The sequence below is a fragment of the Geitlerinema sp. PCC 7407 genome (assembly GCF_000317045.1).
Lineage (GTDB): Bacteria > Cyanobacteriota > Cyanobacteriia > PCC-7407 > PCC-7407 > PCC-7407.
In genome coordinates this window covers 2,440,941-2,458,141 of record NC_019703.1, presented here as the reverse complement: position 1 = coordinate 2,458,141, position 17,201 = coordinate 2,440,941, and the positions used below count along the sequence as shown (strand labels likewise).

Below are 17,201 nucleotides of genomic sequence, written 5' to 3'. Positions count from 1 at the left end.
TAAAACGCGTTGAGAGAGTGAGTCTGTCTCAGCGAACTTGCAAAAAAATCGTGAGAAAGCAAAAAAGAGCGGCACCCGCACGGGTGCCGCTGAGCCGAAGGGAAAAATCTAGGGAGTTGCAGGGGCGAGGCTGCGAGCCGGAGCCGAGCGGCTCGGCGGAGGTGGTGGGGGCTGGGTCGGGCGATCGCCCCGAGAAGTCGCCAGAGCCAGCGGCAAGAGAGAGCCGAAAATAGCCGCTGCCATGATGGGTGAAGTGAGGCAGCGAGCCAGCAACGAGAGAGAAAACAAAAGCGAGCGATGAACCGTCACGAAATATTCTCCTTGGGCTCTATAGTCCATTGAAGACGCGATCGCGCAAGCCAATGAGGAGGAGTAGTCTGTCTTGTAAGTGTCATACAGGGCTTTGGCGCGAAGATCAGGAACTCGGGCTCTGTGTCTATTCTGTAACATACCAGCGCTTTGGCCAAAAGCAACGGTAGAGTCTGGCCCCGCCGTTTTGTCCTAGAGCCTCCCTCTAGAGAGCCTAGCTTGCTTGAGTCCCGGTTTGGGCCAGTTGAGCGAGCGTCCCATGAGGCTGTCGTTGGGACCGTGGGGTTTCCTGCTGCGAGCCCCCAAATCTCAGCTTCTGGCCAAGCGCTGAAGGAGTTGTACGAAATTTTTCTTTAATTTGCACCCCTCTAAGGGATCAGCTAGTCTGACGGATATTCGACAGTTCGCGACCGTAATTGTACCGCCTGTTCTCGCTCTGCTCCCGTTCGCTTCCTCACCTCCTACACACTTTTGCCCACCGCAGGAGGCCTCACCTTGCTATCTCGCATCTCCCTCGCTGTTGCTCTTGGAGTCGCGATCGCCCCGACCAGTGCCCTCGCACAGTCCCTCACCTTTTCGAGTGACCCTCTGCTACCGCCCAATGTGGCCTTTGATCTGCCTGCTGATGTGACCGGGCTGCTGCTGGTAAACACCACCCAAGACGCCTGGGAGCGGCTCTCCCAGTATCCCATGGTGCCACCGGGGGCTGTGATTCCGCCGCTAGTGCCTTTTTTGCCGGCCAACCGGCCTTTTTCGGAGATTCAGCCCTGGATCGGCGGCACCCACGTAGCAACGGTCCTCCTGCCCTCGGATGATCCAGCCGCCGCCCAGCCGCTGACCGTCATTCCTGTCGGCAAGCCAGCGGGACGAGACGCCTACCTGGAGCTCCTGCGCCAGGAACTCTCCAAGCAAACTCTGAGCGAGCGAGAGTATGCCGGAGTCCAGATTTTGGAATGGGCGCCCTATGACGCTTGCGAAGTTGTCCCCGACACTGACCCCAGCTACGATCTCTTCTGCCCGCCTCCGTCCCAGGAGATGCCCAGCGCGATCGATGAAGAACTACTGAGGGAGCAATTCCCTGGAGACGAAACGCCGGAGGCGCTTCCGGAGGACTCCGAGATCCTGGAGGAAGAAACCCCTGAAGAGGCTCTAGAAGAGCCGATGGACCCCGAAGCGGAATCTGAGAGTCCTCAGGAGGAGCCTGTCAGCCCCGATGAGATAGCACCAGAGGAGCCTACGGCCCAGGCTGCTATGAAATCGGTCAAAGCATCTGAAGCTGAGACTCAGCGGCTGGCCCAAGCCGAGACGCCGTCTGAGGAGATGCCACTAAATCCGGATCTGCCAGAAGAGTGGCAAGGTCCTGGCTTTGGGCTTCCCATCCTTCCTGATGAGTCGCTCCCTCCGTTGCCGGCAGACTTTGCTCCCACACTCCCCCCTAGGGTTGAGCCGCCTGCGCCCGAAGTGCCAACGTCTGTGATTCCACCATTACCGGCTGGCCGCTCAGTGGTTTTTCCGGAGTCGATGACCCCAGCGCCCGAATACCCCCTTCCTTCCCTTCCCCCCATCAGTGAGCCGCGTGCGGTGCCTGCACCCCAAGTGCCGATGCCTGTGCTGCCCAGGATTCCACCCTTTCTGGATGACCGCCCAGTGGTCTTACCGCAGTCGACGACCCCTGTGCCTACGATTTCACCCTTACCGGCGAGTCGCCCATCGCAGTCGACGCCCCCTGCGCCTGAACTTTCTTTGCCAGCGACGGCTGTGCCTGCGCCGAACCCTGCATCGGCTCCCATGCCAGAGCCGATCCCGAGTGCACTGCCCGATCCGGCGGGGGAGAGCGAAGAATTTTTGCCGCCGCTGCCCGGAGAGGAAGGGTTTATTCCTGGTCCGCTGGATGAAAACTCGCCCTGGCAGTTTCCGCTGCGGCGTCCTGGCATCGCGATCGCCGTTTTGCCGGGATATCTGGTCTACTCCAGCGACAGCGGCGCGGTGGAGCGGTTCATTGACGCCTACCAGGGCAGCGGTCAGCGTCTGGTGCAGGACGCTCGCTTTCAGCGGACCCTGGTGAAGCCACAGTTTTCCCAGGCGCTGATGGTGGGCTACGGCAGCTTGCAAGGTCTGGCCGATCTGGCGATCGCCAATGCGCCGCCCCCAGCGGCATCGGTGCCCGATGTGCCGTTTTTATCGCCAGACTTTGCTCAGTCGACGCTTCAGCGGCTGCTCGAGCCCTACGATACGGTGGACTTTACGGTTTGGCCGCAGACGGAGGGAATGCGGGTTCAGAGCAGCTTTTATTACGATGCGGCCATGCCCGAGCGCATTGTGCCGGTGGGTCGTGCGGAGAGTGCGCTGCTGGGCCGACTGCCAGCGAGTACCTACATGGCGACCACGGGCGTGGATTTTCGGCAGCAGTGGAACGACACTTTGGCCTTTTTTGAGGCCGATCCGGGGACTCAGGTCATCGTGGAGGGGCTGCGCGGCATCCTCAAGAGCGGGACAGGCCTCGATTTGGATGAGGACGTCGTGGGCTGGATGGATGGCGAGTTTGGGACTTTCCTCTATCCCAGTCGCCAGGGACTGCTGACCCAGATTGACCCGAAACTTCAGGTGGGCATTGGGGTGATGTTCCAAACGAGCGATCGCGCGCGGGCAGAGTCTACGTTCCAAAAGATCGACGAGCTGATCGCCAAACAGTTTGGGTCGACGGTGAATGTGGTGCAAGAGAATGTAGACAATACGCCGGTCACCCTGTGGAAGGTGCCGGGACCCGATGGTGCGCCGACCAGTCTGGCTGCGCGGGGTTGGCTCTCGAATGACGTCTTGGCTTTCACAAGCGGCATTGAGGACTTTTCGCTGCTGGCTAAACCCTATGGCCAGCCCCTCAATGAGTTCTACACTTTCCGTCAGGCAACGGACCTGCTGCCGGATCCCAACCACGGCTATTTCTACATGAATGCGGGCTCGACTCTGTCAATGATCTACAACCTGCTGCTGCCGGGACCCCTGGCAGGGCGGGAACTACGTAATTTCCTGAGCCCTCTGCAAAGCGTCAGCGGCTCCTTTACGGTGTTTCCGGAGGGTGAGCAGCTAGACGGGTTTTTGAGCATTGCCCCGAATCGTCCTCGGGTGATCAATGCGCCTCTGGGAACGGAGGACAACTGATCCTCGGAAGCTGAGCCTGCGCTCTGGAGGGCGATCGCGTTCGTCGTAGAATGGCGATCGCGCGTTTTTGGCCTCGCTAACCATGGACTGGATCGCCCTCAATACTGCCCTCTCTGAGGATCTTGCACACTGGCAAGCCGCCGTGCAGGCCCACCCCGATGACGCTGGGGCGTGGGTCCGCTGCGGCATGGCCCATTTTCGCCTAGGGCAGGTGGCAGCCTCGATCGCTGCTTTCGACCGGGCTGAGCAGGTGCGGCCCGCGCTGACTCCCTACCTCTGGCAGCGGGGTCTGTCGCGATACTACGCTGGGGAGTTTGAGGCGGGAGCGGCCCAGTTTGAGGCAGATTTGGCGGTCAATGGCCGCGACGTCGAAGAGACGGTGTGGTGCTATCTCTGTCTGGCGCGATCGCGATCGCCCGCAGCGGCGCGCGCTGCGCTGTTGCCCGTCGGTCGCGACCCGCGCCCGGTCCTGCGTCAGGTCTATCGGCTCTTTGCTGGGGAGATTACGCCTCAGGATTTGGTGCAGGTAGGCCAGCAGGCGGGCGATCGCGGCGAATTTTATAGCGCGCTCTATGGGGGGCTCTACTGCGAAGTGACCGGAGAGGACGCCCAGGCCCAAGCGTGGATCACTCGGGCCGTCGAAAAGTGCTGCCCAGATGACTATATGTGGCACCTGGCCCGCGTCCATGGCTCTCGGCGAGGCTGGCTCTCACCCCCGAGCGGACTGCTCTCAGAGGGCGCTCTGGATCCAGGCTAGATGCTGGGGCAGCAGGCGGGACAGATCGTAGCGCTCCAAGATCGTCTCCCGGGCACGCTGGCGCAGCGTCGCCATCCGGTCGGGATGATCCAGGGCGGCCTCGACCCGATCGGCGATCTGCTCGGGCTGAAAGAAGTCCGCTAGCAGGCCGTTGTCGCCGTCCTGGATCACTTCCATGACGGGGCGCGTCGCCGAACCCACGACCAGACACCCCGTCGCCATCGCCTCCAGCATCGACCACGACAGCACAAAGGGACGGGTCAAGTAGACGTGGACCGAGGAGGCTTGCAGCACCTGTCGATATTGGCTGTAGGGTAGGGGGCCGGTGAAGTGCAGCCGCGAGAGATCGAGGGAGAGAGTCTCTAGCATTTTTTGCTTATGGGTTTTGCCATCGGGTAAGGGTCTCCCGTAGGCTACGCGATCTTCTCCCACAACGACGACCTGAACGCGCGATCGCTGCTGCTGCAAGATTTCCACCATTTTCATAAATTGGGGAAATCCGCGGTAGGGCTCCATGCCGCGAGCGACGTAGGTGATGATTTCGCTGGCCTCGGAAAGATCTAAACTGCGATCGGGCAAGACCAGCTTGGCTCCCGGCTCCGGCGCAAAGTAGGCCGTATCTACCCCATCGTGGAACACCTGAATTTTGGCGTGATATTCCGGGGGAAACTGCGATCGCTGCCAAAGCGTCGGCGACAAGCCGCGATCGCATCCGTAGAGATCGAGCAAAATGGGTGCATTTTTCACCCGAATCCGCGTCTCGTCATCAGCCATCAGCGGCTCGCTGGGGTCAAAATCTGCGTCACTCCCCCGCGCATGGTAAAACCACTCGAAATAACACAGGAGGCGCGATCGCGGAAAAATATCTTTAACAAATAGAGACGGTCCCCAGCCCGAGTGGGCATACACCACATCTGGCTCAAAGCCTTGCTCTCGAAGCTTTTGGGCCATGCGGTATACAGCCTGCCCGTGCAGCACTGCGCTCTCTAGGGGCCGCACATAGTGATGAATCTGGGGATGGGGCTCGCGGGACGGTCCGTAGATCACCTTGGTAACCCCAGGTATCTGTCCTTCGGCCCGCATGGTCCCGAAGACCACCTGATTGCTGGGGTCCTGGGCCAGCACCTGGGCCACGTGGCGAAACTGCGCCGGAAAGTTGTTGTGCAGAAACAGAATACGCACCGTCGCTCCCTCGCAATGCGCTACTGGGCTGAATCCGTCGGCTCAAAGATATCTGGCCCATCCTCAGGGTGATGGACTTTGTCTGTCGCTTGCAGCAGTCGATCAACCGCCGCCGGATCCTCTGTAATCAGATCCAGCAGATCATACTCATGCATCTGGAGGCGATGGGCGTAGTAGCGCACCTGGGACAAAATCCGTCCCTCACTCTGGCGCAGATACATTGATAAACAAGCTACAGCCTGCGCTTCTACTTTTCGGCCCAAAAAGTAGGACAAAGCCCGCAGGAGACGCATTTCGTAGTCAGGAGGAGCCTTAATGGTGAGCTCCTGAGGATGGGGCGAATCAGTCATCAATTCATTGCGCAATGACAAGCTTGGCTGGATAGTATCACAACTGCTGCCCTTGTTATTTTCTAGATCTAGTCAATAAATCTTTACTTCTCCATTGCATGCTTTTTCACATCGATGCTGAGTATTCATCCTGCTAGACATTTTCGCCCTACTTGGCAGAGTGAAGCACTACACTGATCGATCAAAAAAAGCGGATGGAGAAATATTGAAAAAACTAGCCAGTTTTTCAATATGCTCCACGGTAAATTTTCGCTGACCATGGAGAATCGCGGAAACAATTGACTCAGTTTTAAAGATTGGAACCAAATCCTTCTGTTTAAGGTTCAATTCTTCAATGAGCGCTGCTAGCAGCTCAACACCGCTCAAATCTGGAATAGATACATGCTTTTCCTCGTATTCATGGACAAGAATACCTAGCAAATTAATATATTCTTGTTGCTCTGGAGTGATCTGTCCAGAATCAAGCAAAGTGTCTATCATTTCCTGCGTTGCGAGGAACTCTGCCTCTGATTTGATCGGGCGCGGCGGGAATTTTTGTAAAAGCTCTATGTAACTGTTTGGTTCAGTGGTAAACATAGTTTATGTTTAGCTTCCGTAATGACGAAGACCCAATAAAAACTTGAATTAATTAAGATAGAAAGCTGTGTGATTAACTCAATTATACCAATCGTCTTTCTTCCAAGTATCCCTGTCATATTCTGAGTGAGTCAGGATATATCGAATGAAAACTTTTTGATATGTGTAATCGACAAAAGCAATCAGCCGGTACTTATTGCCTCCTATGTTGAAAACCGTAAAATTTCCAACCTGATCGGCAGCAGGAAAAACTTTGCGCACTTCTACAAGGCTTAGCCAAGTACTCGAAATCGTTAACTTATACCAGAGGAGTAAACTGGTCTTTGCATCAGGATGCTTCTCCCAAAACTCTACAAGGCGAGAGCGAGTAATAATGTGCATTGCGACTTAGGAAGATGCAGAACATACCAAATCTCCAAAAGAGATAGAACGTCCAGTAACTCGACAGGGAAGATACCTGGGTCACTCGTTACTCATGACTAACTCTTAGTCCGATCTATTTAAAGCTTAGCAAATTGCGAACTTGCCTGCAATTTTGGAAAAATACAGCGCCGCTGTAGGCCCTCTGTTTGAAGATGGCTTAGGAAGAGGGCTGGAGTGCTTGGGTGAGCATGGGGGCGATCGCCTCTGGGGGGACTGGGCGGCTAAAGTAGAACCCTTGTCCCTCGTGGCATCCCCGCGTCTTTAGATAGGTAAGCTGTCCTTCATCTTCAATGCCTTCTGCTGTGATGCCCAAATTTAGGTTTTGGGCTAGGGCAATGATGGCGTTGGTGACTGCTGCGCTATCTGGATTGGAGATGATGTCGTGGATAAAGGAGCGATCGATCTTGAGCATATTTACCGGGAACTGCTTGAGATAGTTCAGCGAAGAGTAGCCCGTCCCAAAGTCATCCAGCGCAAGGGAAATGCCTAGATTACGCAGATCATTCAATGTATTGATAGAGCGGCCCATATCATTCATGAGAGCGCTTTCGGTAACCTCTAATTCGAGATGGACGGGGTCTAGCTGGGTTTCTTGAAGAGTTTCCCGAACCCGATCGACCAAGTCGGCCTGCTCGAACTGGCGTGCTGACAGGTTTACGGAAAGACGAATGGGGGGCAATCCAGCGCTCTGCCACGCTTTGTTTTGGGCGCAGGCAGTCCGCAAGATCCACTCTCCCAGCGGAATAATGAAGCCATTGGCCTCGGCGATGGGAATAAATTTGCCTGGAGACACAAGACCAAAGGTCGGATGCTGCCAGCGTACTAGAGCCTCGACGGCGCGAATTTCTCCAGTTTGCAGGTCGATTAGTGGTTGATAGTGTACCCGCATTTCTTGGCGATCGAGGGCACCGTAGAGTTCATTTTCTAGGAGCATTCGCTCTTGGAGCTGCGCCGTGATTTCGGGAGAGTAGAACTGATAGCGGCTCCGGCCCTGCTGCTTGGCGGTATGCAGGGCCATATGGGCCTGCTGCAACAGTAGATCAATCCCATTGCGATCGCTCAGATGCTCGAGGGTAATTCCAATTCCGGCGGTGACGTGAATTCCGTTGCCGTGGATTGAAAAGGGCTTTGCCAAGGTACTGAGCAGCAGCTGGGCTAGTTTAATGACATTTTCAAAAGAAGGAATATCGATGAGGGCGATCGCAAATTCATCTCCTTCTAGCCGCGCCACAATGTTGTTTGGGTAGACAGTGTTTTCGAGGCGCTGGGCAATGCTGCGAATCAGCAGCGATGCGGTTTCTGGGTCCCAAGCGTGGCTCACTTCTACGAAGTCGTTGATGCCAATGAGAAGAACAGCGACTAGGCGCGGGGGAGCGGTCTCTGCTAAGCAGGCCTGGGCAACGCGATCGCGCAAAAGCTCCCGGTTGGGGAGTCCTGTCAGATCGTCGTAGTTCTGGATATAGTGAATCAGCTCATCGAGCTTGCGCAGCGTCTGCGAGGTATTGGCCATCAAGGTGCCAACCTCGTCTGCAAATTCAGTGGGTAAATCTGGCAGTTGCTGGGAGCGGAGATAGTTTTGGAGTTCTTTTGAGGTCAGGGTGACGGGCCGCAGAAGATGATGCAGCGCAAGGAGAGTCGCAACGGTGCCCGCCAACGTTGCTAATAGAGTAATCAGCAATACCCGTAGCGTCATTCCCAAGGCCATGCCGGGAGAGAGGATAAAGCTCAAAAGCAGAACTAAAAGGGGGACATGGGTCCCCAAAAAAGCAACTGCCATCACTTTGGCGATATAGCTTCGCTTAAAGACTTTGAAACGGGCTAAGAAACGGTAAAGACCAAGTTGATCAGACATTTATCCAAGTTTTGTAGAAGTTTATAAAAATTACCTCTTCTGACTAGGCTTGCCCCGAGCATCCCTTGCCTGCCGAAATGAATCGCTCAGCAGGTGTTGTTTGACCACAACTCGTCATTCAAGATGAATGCTTTGGTTTAATGCTGGTCGAGAGATTTTTTCAGTATACCGATGATGGCTTCGTTAGGATTTATACATAAGTTAAGTTTTTGTGAGTACATTAAAGCCTGGATGAAGCTAGATTCTGGTGCTGCTTGATCCCAGCTCAAATGACTAATAAATGGCCAATTTTCAAGATTCTTTGACTTTGGAAAGGCGCTCCTCTCGATCTGGATCTAGAGACCTATCTAGAGCTTTTTGGTTTGTAGCTTTTTAGCGGTGACTGACTTCTTTGCGATCGCGCTTTCGGAGGTACATGGCGGCATCAGCTCGCGTCACGAGATCTTCGAGGGAAGCGTTTTGGATGAGATGACAAGCCTCGATTCCAATACTTATAGAGATTGAATAAGGGGCTGGGGAATTTTGATTAGATTTGTGGGTCTCTTCGGTGAGACGGCTCTGGATGGCATCTGCACTGCCCAGCGAACTTGTCACCAAGACTGCAAACTCATCTCCGCCCAAGCGGGCTATGATGTCTGCTTCTTGGAAGGTATGGCGCAGAATGTTCGCTGCCTGAATGATGGCGCGATCGCCTGCATCATGGCCAAAAGTATCATTGATGCCTTTTAGGCCATCCAAGTCGGCAAAGAGGAGATAGGACTCTGCATTCATGCGCCGGGAGAGGCGGAGCTGCTGCTCTGCTAGCAAGAAAAAGCCCCGGCGATTGTATAAACTGGTCAGCTCATCGGTGAGAGAGAGACGCCGCACGGCTTCCTCGGCTTTGACGCGCTCTTGGATTTCGGCGACGAGCTTTTGATTGGCTAGCTCTAGTTCTAGGGTGCGATCGCGTACCCGCTGCTCCAGGGCCTGATAGAGCTCCACGCTTTCCATCGCGACGGCAGTGGTATCGGCGATCGCCTGAAGCAGCTTCATTTCAGCGGCCGTCGCTAGGTGCAGTTCTGCCCAGTAGGCCCCGATCGCCCCGATGGGCTGCAGCGTCCGAATCGGCACCATCGCCAGGCTCTTGACAAAGGTTTGCCGGTAGGCCTCGTAGGGAATCCGCTCGTCTCCCTGGATCTCCTCGATCGCCACGGACTGGCGCTGATCCATGACCCAGCCGCCGATGCAGGTGTTGATCGGAAAGCGGAGCCCTTTCCACAAGGGGGCGATCGCATCTTCGTCCGCATAGAAACACTGATTGCCGTCTCGCAAAATGAAGGTTGTGCCGTCTGCTTGCAGCAGCTCGCGAACCGATTGGCGCACCACCGCCATGATTTGCTCTAAACTCCGCGCCAAAGATAAGTCTTGAATCGTTTGCACCAAGCGCTCTACGGGCAGTATCGCCCCCGAGCCGGGAGTCGATTGGGAGGGATGGTTCTCTGGCGAAGGGTTTAGCATGGCACCGAGGAAATGGGGTAGCCTTGGTCCTAAGGCAACAGGGAAAATTTTTCCTGTATTTTTGAATTTTTGGGAAAAATAAATTTTTTAGCCTAAAGTATTTGATTTTTCATCATAATCTAAAGACCCTAAAAACCATTCCGTGAAATCTCCTTCAATCCCTGAAAAATTTTGTCAAGTTCATGGATCTGTTCCTTGTGGTTACGTTAGTTTTTTAGATTATTCTCTTATATTCTTAAATTTTGTCTGGATTTGATGACAAAATCAAGGGGACTCTTCGGCAGACTGGCGATCGCGAACCTTGAGAGACGATTTCTTTGCTTTCTGACCCGCGTGGCGCTGCCGCAGTTTGACTTGCAGGGATGATGGCTTGTTTGGGCCATAGTTAAAACCCTAAAAATGGCGATCGCCCTTTGGGATCAGTCATCTCAAAAATTCGGCAAAATCCGCAGAATTAGGGCTTTATTTCACCCTAAAAATTGGGCTATTTCCCTAAAGGTCGATCGTCTTTTTTCCGTCGAAACACTCATCAATACCTGCGCATCCATGAGCCGATGGCGATCGGCAGAAGATGCAAAAATGCTAGAGACCATGAGGTGATCTAGGGAGAGAGCTTGCTGTGAAAGCGATGTTGGAGCGTCTGGTAGGGCTGCACCCAAGGGTACAGAGGCTGCCTCGCTGGAAGCAGATCGTTTTAGGACTGCTAATTTTGGGCGTCTTTTTTCGGTTTTTCAACCTAGATCACAAGGTCTACTGGGGAGACGAGGTGTTTACCTCCCTGCGGATTTCGGGCTACAGCGCCTCGGAAGTGGTGCAAGAGATTTATGACGGCGATCGCCTGACGCCGGTGGATCTCCAGCGCTACCAGCATCCCCAGCCAGAGCGCGGCTGGGATGATACGCTGCGTGCCCTGCTGGGCAGCCCCGAGCACACTCCCTTGTACTACGGAATGGCGCGCCTGTGGGTCCAGGGGACGGAGACGCCGCAGTCCACCACACCGGAAATTTTTCGTCAGCAGGTCCAGGGGGCGATCGCCTGGATTCGCAGTCTGTCCGGGCTGCTCAGCCTGCTGGTCTTTCCGACCCTGTACTGGCTCTGCTTGGAGCTCTTTGGGCGGACTCGGGTCGCCTGGACGGCGATCGCCCTGGTGGCCGTGTCGCCCTTCCACGTTCTCTATGCCCAAGAAGCCCGTGGCTACAGCCTCTATATTTTGACGACCCTTTTGTCCTGCGCGGCGCTTTTGCGAGCCCTGCGACGCCCATCTCTCGAGAGCTGGTTCACCTATGGGATCGCGGCTGCTCTGGGGCTCTACTCTTTTCTCTTTTCGGGACTGGTGCTGGTGGGCCAGGGGCTCTATGTGGGACTCGTGGGCGATCGCCCCAAGCAGCTTCTCTGGCAATACCTGGGCGCGGCGGCTCTGGCTCTCGGTCTCTTCTCTCCCTGGCTCTGGGTGGTGGCGAGCCGTCTCGATACCCTGCGAAATAACGTTGCTCATCTCAACCAGGTTCAATCGGCCCTTGTAGAGACTTGGCTGCTGAATCTGAGCCGTCTTTTTTATGACGTTAACCAAGGTCCCAGCTGGTTTAACCCGCTCACCTACGGCGCCGCAGCCTTAGCAATTTATAGTCTTGTCTTTCTCTGTCACCACACGCCCAAACGGGTTTGGCTCCTGGTTCTCACCCTGATTGGCACGACAGGATCGGCGCTGATTTTGTCAGATCTTTTGCTCGGGGGCCAGCGATCGGCGATCGCCCGCTACCCGATTCCCTGCTATCTGGGGATTCAGCTAGCCGTCGCCTACTGCCTCACCCAAAAACTCACCGATCTCTCTCTATCTCTCCGTCAGCAAGCTGGGTGGCGGCGCGGTGTGGCGTTTCTAGTTGTGGCGGGAGTGGCTTCCTGCCTGATCAGCTCCCAGCAAGTGATCTGGTGGAACAAAGGACCCTCGAAAACCAAGCGAAATCCTGAAGTGGCCGCGATCGTCAACCGCAGCGATCGCCCTCTCGTGATTAGCGACAGCCCGATCGAAAAAGTCTTTTCCCTCGCCTATCTCCTGGAGCCCCAGGCGCAACTACAGCTGGTGCAGGATCCAGCCCAGCTGCAGCTCCCGCTAGAGGCGAAAGATATCTTTCTCTACCAACCCTCCGATGGCTTGCAGGCTGCCCTCTCCCAGCTGCCGAATGTCTCTCTAGAGCCAACCGAAACGCCGTGGCTGCTGCGGTTGGTCGTTCCATCGGGCCAGGATGGCAGTACCCAAACGCCTGCCAGCGCCTGAGGTGTCCTGGGCGATCGCCCCTCAGACCACCAGGCCGCGCGCTCAAAACTTAGGGCTGATTGCGGGTCTAAACTGATTTGGCTGCAAGAGGGCGATCGCCTCTAGGCCGCAAACCGTGCCGTAAAGCGAAGGTTTGTTTAGGAGGAGACGCCGTTTTGGGCGAAACATGCGACAAAGGAAAGTAACCTTTTACAGCGCAAGGTCGGGCTTATGGTGTCGTTTCATCAACCCGTCTGGGCATTGAGCGTTGACGAAGTGTACGACTCCCTGGGGAGTGCCTCAGAGGGGCTCGCCGAGTGCGAAGCCGCCCGCAGATTTGACCAGTTTGGTGCCAATGAGCTGCCCGAGCCCGCCCATCGACCGCTGTGGCTGCGCTTCACCGACCAGCTCACCCACTTCATGGCCCTGCTACTGTGGGTCGCCGGGATACTAGCCTTTATTTCGCGGACGCCAGAACTGGGCTGGGCCATCTGGGCCGTGATTTGGATTAACGCCGTTTTCAGCTTTTGGCAGGAGTTCCAAGCAGAACGGGCCTTGGCCGCCCTCAAAAAAGTGCTGCCCATGCAGGTGAAAGTTTTTCGGGATGGAGAGCTCAAGCAAATCCCCGCCCGAGAGCTGGTGCGTGGGGATGTGATGCAGCTCGAAGAGGGCGATCGCATTTCGGCCGATGCGCGGCTAATTTCCTCCGAGAGCATGTACGTGGACATCTCGGTCATGACCGGGGAGTCGCTGCCCGTGGCCCGCAGCGCCTATCCGGTGCGCCTGCGCCAGGCCGTCCCGATCCGGGGCGGCAAAACCCTCCTGCGACCGGGCGAGCAGCCCCTCCAGGAGCGCGTCAACCCAGCAGAAATCGCCAACCTGGTCCTGGCTGGTTCGACGGTCGCCGCCGGGCGCGGGGTGGCTGTGGTCTATGCCACGGGTGCCCAAACGGAATTTGGCCAGGTTGCCCACCTGACCGCTGTGGTGAAGCGAGAGCCCAGCACCCTTGAGGTGCAGATTGCTCAGATTGTCCGCCTGATCACGGCGATCGCCGTTGGTATGGGCGTGATCGTCTTTTTGCTCACCTCGCTTCTGGTGGGCATGGACGTGAGGGAAAGTTTTATCTTTGCTATCGGCATCATTGTGGCCCTCGTTCCGGAGGGGCTGCTGCCTACGGTGACCCTGGCTCTGGCCCTCGGCGTGCAGCGCATGGCCCACCGCAACGCCCTCGTGCGCCGTCTGTCGGCGGTGGAGACCCTGAGCGCCACCACGGTGATCTGCACCGACAAAACCGGCACCCTGACCAAAAACGAAATGACGGTGCGCTACCTCTGGCTGCCGTCCCAGACGTCGCCCCCTGTCTCTGGGGAGACAAAGGGCGATCCTGGGGCCGCGGCCCCAAATGGCCCTAGGCCGTCAGCTGCAACCAGCGCGATCGCGACCTTGCTGGAGGTGACCGGCGCAGGGTATGACCCTACTGTGGGCCAAGTCGTCCTGCCGCCCCAGTTCGCGGACCCCTGGAAAATGCATCTGCTGCTGACGGGGGCAGCGCTGTGCTCCAATGCGCGCCTGGTCCACCTGCAAACGCCCAGCCGCTGGCAAGAAATCGGCGATCCGACCGAGGCCGCGCTGCTGGTGGCCGCCGCTAAGGCGGGCCTCAATCTGGAGACGCTGCAACAGCAGTTTCCGCGGCGGCGCGAGGTGCCCTTTGACTCGCGGCGGCGAATGATGACCGTGGTGCTGGACTGGCAGGCGTCGTCCTTGTGGCCCAGCGAATTTCCCCTGCTGGCCTTTACCAAGGGGGCTCCCCTGGAGGTGCTGCGCCACTGCCAAGAGATTTTGCGCAATGGCGAGGTGCAGGAGCTGACCCAAGAAGATTGGCAGGATGTGGTGATGGCAAACGACGATCTGGCGCGCCAGGGATTTCGGGTGCTGGGCGTGGCTGCCCGCAAGGGAGGACCGGATCTGCTGGATATGCGGGCTCAAGATCTCGAGCAAGGCCTGGTCTTGATCGGCTTGGTGGCGATGTTTGATCCGCCGCGTCCGGAGGTGCCAGGGGCGATCGCCCAGTGCCACCAAGCAGGCATCAAGGTCACCATGGTGACCGGCGACTATGGCCTCACTGCGGAGGCGATCGCCCGCCAGATCGGCCTGATCGATCAGCGGGTGCGGGTGGTCACTGGCGAAGGCATGGGGCACCTCTCCGACGCCCAGCTCCGCCAAATCCTGAAATACCGGACGGGGCTCGTGTTTGCCCGCATGTCCCCCGAGCACAAGCTGCGCCTCGTCCAGGCCTACAAAGATATGGGCGACATTGTGGCTGTGACTGGTGACGGCGTCAATGATGCTCCTGCCCTGCGATCGGCCAATATCGGCATTGCCATGGGCATGAATGGCACCGACGTTGCCCGAGAGGCCGCCGACATCGTGCTCACCGACGACAACTTCGCCACCATCGTGGTGGCGGTGGAGCAGGGGCGGGCGATCTATCAAAACATCCGCAAGTTCATGACCTATATCCTGGCCTCCAATTTGCCGGAGGTGGTGCCCTTCCTGGCCATGGTCGCCCTCAAGATTCCCCCTGCCCTGATCATCATGCAGATCCTCGCCATCGACCTTGGCACAGACATGCTGCCCGCCCTGGCTTTGGGCTCCGAGACCGCCGAAGCGGGCACCATGCACCAGCCCCCCCGCCCCAAAGATAAACCCCTCCTCGATCGATCGCTGCTGCTGCGCGCCTATGGCTTTTTGGGCGTGATCGAGGCCATTTTGGGCATGGCTGCTTTCCTGGTGGTGTGGCGCAGCTACGGGTATGATTTGGCCGATCTGCGAGCGGTGACCCCAGCGATCTTGGCCCATACGGCGGATCCCACCGTGACCGCTATTTATGTCCAGGCAACGACGCTTTCCCTGGCCAGCATCGTTGCCAGCCAAGTGGGTAATGTCTTTGCCTGTCGCTCCGAGCGTGCACCCGCTCTGGCGATCGGCTTCTTTTCCAATTCGCTGATCTGGCTCGGGATCGGCGCTGAGTGGCTCCTGATTCTTCTCATCATCAGCGTTCCATTTCTGCAAGAGGTGTTTGCAGTAGCGCCGCTCGCTCCCTGGCAGTGGCTGCTGCTGCTGGTGTGCCCACCCCTGGTTTTCCTTCCGGAGGAGCTGCGCAAGCGATGGGTCAGGCTCCGTCAGCGTCGCGCCCACCGCCTTGTCAGTCAGCAACCGGCTGCGTAGTGGCTGATCCAGAGACTCATGAGTGCAAATCTAGATCTAAGGAATCTCTCACCAACCAGGTGAGAAATTGAGCAAGCAAGACGTCCATTCAAAGCAAAAGAGACACTCGCAGAGAGATTCGCTATAGAGAGAAATATATTTTCTCGATGACGGTCCACGGTCTAATCCTGAATAGAAAGGCTTGTATGGCTCCTAGGCGATCGCCCAGCAGCCATACAAATCTCTTCTCAACGCCCAAAAGCCTGAATGCCTGATGATCCTGGCTATCTCTACGGCCTAATTTTGAGCTGCCTAATTTTGGTAAGTGAGCGACTCCAACACTTGGATAGCCGTTTGAGCAGGGATATTTTCACAGCGAGAGAGGCTCGGCAGGACATCAGCCCCCACAAAGCGATAAAAAGGCCCTGTTTCTTCGCCCAGCCAGTTAGAGATATAGGTTGGCCCCTGGGCTGCGCCGTAGATGCCATACTCTAGGGTGCTCTCACCGAAAGTGGGAGAGTCAATGGCAAAGCTCTCTTCACCCGTGGGGATACCGCCGATGCCGCCGTTGGTTGCTTCGATCGCGAAGCAAAAATCCTGATCGGTGCTGCTATCGTAGTATCGATAAAGCAGGGCGTAGCTAACCCCGCCGACTCTGGCTTGACGACTGGCTTCTGTTATGACCTTCTCAAGGACAAATCCCCGCGGGACATAGGTCGGAAGGGCGATCGCAAGGCCGGAGGCTTCGAGCAACTGCTGCTGCGCGGGCGTGAGCGCTGACGCTGCCGGTTGGCTATCGGCCCGGGCGGTGGTCTGAGGCGTTGGTTGTTGGCTGCTGAAGAGGATACCCAGCACGGCAAAGACGCAACCGAGGCTGGCTCCGAGGGCGACTGTTTGGCGTCGCATGTTTTGATTCTCCAGTGGGTTGAACGTTGTGAGCGATCGCTACTTCAATCACGATTGCATTCGCAAGCTTATCAGGGGCAAAAGGCCCACAGACTAGATTCAACCCATTAGAGCGCCGTTTCGGGAATTATTCAGCCTCGAAAGCCGCGATCAAACTCTCTAAATCAAGGCGAATTTTGGTGTCGATGAGCTGGTCTTGGTACAGCAGGCGATCGCCCGTGATCCAGACCGCTTCGGGCGAAAACTGGTAGAACCGGCGGGGAGACGGATCTTGGTAATCCTTGGGCGATCGCGGCGTGGGCCTAGGCGATCGCTGATCGAAGAGAGCCGCGACTTCGGCAGCGCGATCGCGCTCTAGCTCTTGCGCGCTTCCCGAGAGATAGAGCCCTTCGACAGCGGCCTGGGGCACCCCAGACGCGTAGATGGCGATCGCCGCTTTGCCGGTCTGATAGATGTTTTGGGAGTGCTGAGCCACCACGGCTGAGCTCCAGTAGATCTGCCAGCGCCGGTCATAGGCAAACAGCAGCGGCGATGCCCACGGCTCTCCCGCAGATGAGCAAGTTGAAAGGGAGCAGTAGCGCGTCACGTCGAGCAGGCGGCGTGCTTGGGCGATCGCCTCGGGGCTGCGGCTTTCGAGGGTGCTGGTCCAGGCATTGCCGAGCGCTGCGGGTTCCATCATTTTGGCAGGGACAAACAACATCGTGCTTTGATCGGGCGATCGCATCTTGC

At 56.9% G+C, this 17,201-nt stretch carries 13 protein-coding genes; 4 read left to right on the top strand and 9 right to left on the bottom strand.

Annotation, left to right across the window (positions count from 1 at the left end):
* Window positions 1–108: 108 nt before the first annotated feature.
* Window positions 109–309, bottom strand: a complete 201-nt coding sequence (locus GEI7407_RS21035; RefSeq protein ID WP_150109767.1) for a hypothetical protein — start codon at window positions 307–309, stop codon at window positions 109–111.
* A 495-nt stretch (window positions 310–804) separates the two neighbouring features.
* Between GEI7407_RS21035 and GEI7407_RS10120 the strand changes: the two genes are divergently transcribed.
* Together GEI7407_RS10120 and GEI7407_RS10115 are read left to right on the top strand one after the other, a co-directional pair.
* Window positions 805–3,468, top strand: coding sequence for a DUF3352 domain-containing protein (locus GEI7407_RS10120; protein WP_015172058.1), 2,664 nt, complete (start codon window positions 805–807; stop codon window positions 3,466–3,468).
* Between the two features lie 67 nt (window positions 3,469–3,535).
* Window positions 3,536–4,225, top strand: a complete 690-nt coding sequence (locus tag GEI7407_RS10115; RefSeq protein WP_223294409.1) for a hypothetical protein — start codon at window positions 3,536–3,538, stop codon at window positions 4,223–4,225.
* On the opposite strand, the gene GEI7407_RS10110 is transcribed toward GEI7407_RS10115, so the two are convergent.
* The 6 genes from GEI7407_RS10110 to GEI7407_RS10085 form a co-directional block, all read right to left on the bottom strand.
* Window positions 4,199–5,407 (bottom strand): glycosyltransferase, encoded by a 1,209-nt coding sequence (locus tag GEI7407_RS10110; RefSeq protein ID WP_015172056.1) that lies wholly within the window; start codon window positions 5,405–5,407, stop codon window positions 4,199–4,201. The two genes, GEI7407_RS10115 and GEI7407_RS10110, sit on opposite strands and share 27 nt — an antisense overlap.
* 20 nt (window positions 5,408–5,427) lie before the next feature.
* Window positions 5,428–5,757: a hypothetical protein gene (locus GEI7407_RS10105; protein ID WP_015172055.1), complete on the bottom strand. Its 330-nt coding sequence runs from the start codon at window positions 5,755–5,757 to the stop codon at window positions 5,428–5,430.
* Between the two features lie 168 nt (window positions 5,758–5,925).
* Complete coding sequence (locus GEI7407_RS10100) at window positions 5,926–6,333, bottom strand: type II toxin-antitoxin system HigA family antitoxin (protein ID WP_015172054.1); 408 nt, start codon at window positions 6,331–6,333, stop codon at window positions 5,926–5,928.
* 78 nt (window positions 6,334–6,411) lie between these two features.
* Complete coding sequence (locus tag GEI7407_RS10095) at window positions 6,412–6,714, bottom strand: type II toxin-antitoxin system HigB family toxin (RefSeq protein WP_015172053.1); 303 nt, start codon at window positions 6,712–6,714, stop codon at window positions 6,412–6,414.
* Between the two features lie 199 nt (window positions 6,715–6,913).
* Window positions 6,914–8,608, bottom strand: coding sequence for a bifunctional diguanylate cyclase/phosphodiesterase (locus tag GEI7407_RS10090; RefSeq protein WP_015172052.1), 1,695 nt, complete (start codon window positions 8,606–8,608; stop codon window positions 6,914–6,916).
* A 372-nt stretch (window positions 8,609–8,980) separates the two neighbouring features.
* Window positions 8,981–10,105, bottom strand: coding sequence for a diguanylate cyclase (locus tag GEI7407_RS10085; RefSeq protein WP_015172051.1), 1,125 nt, complete (start codon window positions 10,103–10,105; stop codon window positions 8,981–8,983).
* A 628-nt stretch (window positions 10,106–10,733) separates the two neighbouring features.
* Here GEI7407_RS10085 and GEI7407_RS10080 point away from each other — a divergent pair.
* Both GEI7407_RS10080 and GEI7407_RS10075 read left to right on the top strand, forming a co-directional pair.
* Entirely contained in the window at window positions 10,734–12,380 is a 1,647-nt protein-coding gene (locus tag GEI7407_RS10080; protein WP_015172050.1) for a glycosyltransferase family 39 protein, read from the top strand.
* Between the two features lie 210 nt (window positions 12,381–12,590).
* The gene (locus GEI7407_RS10075) at window positions 12,591–15,587 is read left to right on the top strand and encodes a cation-transporting P-type ATPase (protein ID WP_015172049.1); all 2,997 of its coding nucleotides are present in this window, start codon (window positions 12,591–12,593) and stop codon (window positions 15,585–15,587) included.
* A gap of 291 nt (window positions 15,588–15,878) precedes the next feature.
* On the opposite strand, the gene GEI7407_RS10070 is transcribed toward GEI7407_RS10075, so the two are convergent.
* Together GEI7407_RS10070 and GEI7407_RS10065 are read right to left on the bottom strand one after the other, a co-directional pair.
* On the bottom strand, window positions 15,879–16,472 hold the full coding sequence (locus GEI7407_RS10070) for a hypothetical protein (protein ID WP_015172048.1): 594 nt from the start codon (window positions 16,470–16,472) through the stop codon (window positions 15,879–15,881).
* Window positions 16,473–16,599: 127 nt separating this feature from the next.
* Window positions 16,600–17,172: a pyridoxamine 5'-phosphate oxidase family protein gene (locus tag GEI7407_RS10065; RefSeq protein ID WP_015172047.1), complete on the bottom strand. Its 573-nt coding sequence runs from the start codon at window positions 17,170–17,172 to the stop codon at window positions 16,600–16,602.
* Window positions 17,173–17,201 lie beyond the last annotated feature (29 nt).

Excerpts from the sequence above, each read along its gene's own strand:
- GEI7407_RS10105 (WP_015172055.1), bottom strand. The coding sequence starts at position 5,757 with ATGACTGATTCGCCCCATCCTCAGGAGCTCACCATTAAGGCTCCTCCT.
- GEI7407_RS10095 (WP_015172053.1), bottom strand. The coding sequence starts at position 6,714 with ATGCACATTATTACTCGCTCTCGCCTTGTAGAGTTTTGGGAGAAGCAT.
- GEI7407_RS10085 (WP_015172051.1), bottom strand. The coding sequence starts at position 10,105 with ATGCTAAACCCTTCGCCAGAGAACCATCCCTCCCAATCGACTCCCGGC.
- GEI7407_RS10080 (WP_015172050.1), top strand. The coding sequence starts at position 10,734 with ATGTTGGAGCGTCTGGTAGGGCTGCACCCAAGGGTACAGAGGCTGCCT.
- GEI7407_RS10075 (WP_015172049.1), top strand. The coding sequence starts at position 12,591 with ATGGTGTCGTTTCATCAACCCGTCTGGGCATTGAGCGTTGACGAAGTG.
- GEI7407_RS10065 (WP_015172047.1), bottom strand. The coding sequence starts at position 17,172 with ATGTTGTTTGTCCCTGCCAAAATGATGGAACCCGCAGCGCTCGGCAAT.
- GEI7407_RS10070 (WP_015172048.1), bottom strand. The coding sequence starts at position 16,472 with ATGCGACGCCAAACAGTCGCCCTCGGAGCCAGCCTCGGTTGCGTCTTT.
- GEI7407_RS10090 (WP_015172052.1), bottom strand. The coding sequence starts at position 8,608 with ATGTCTGATCAACTTGGTCTTTACCGTTTCTTAGCCCGTTTCAAAGTC.
- GEI7407_RS10100 (WP_015172054.1), bottom strand. The coding sequence starts at position 6,333 with ATGTTTACCACTGAACCAAACAGTTACATAGAGCTTTTACAAAAATTC.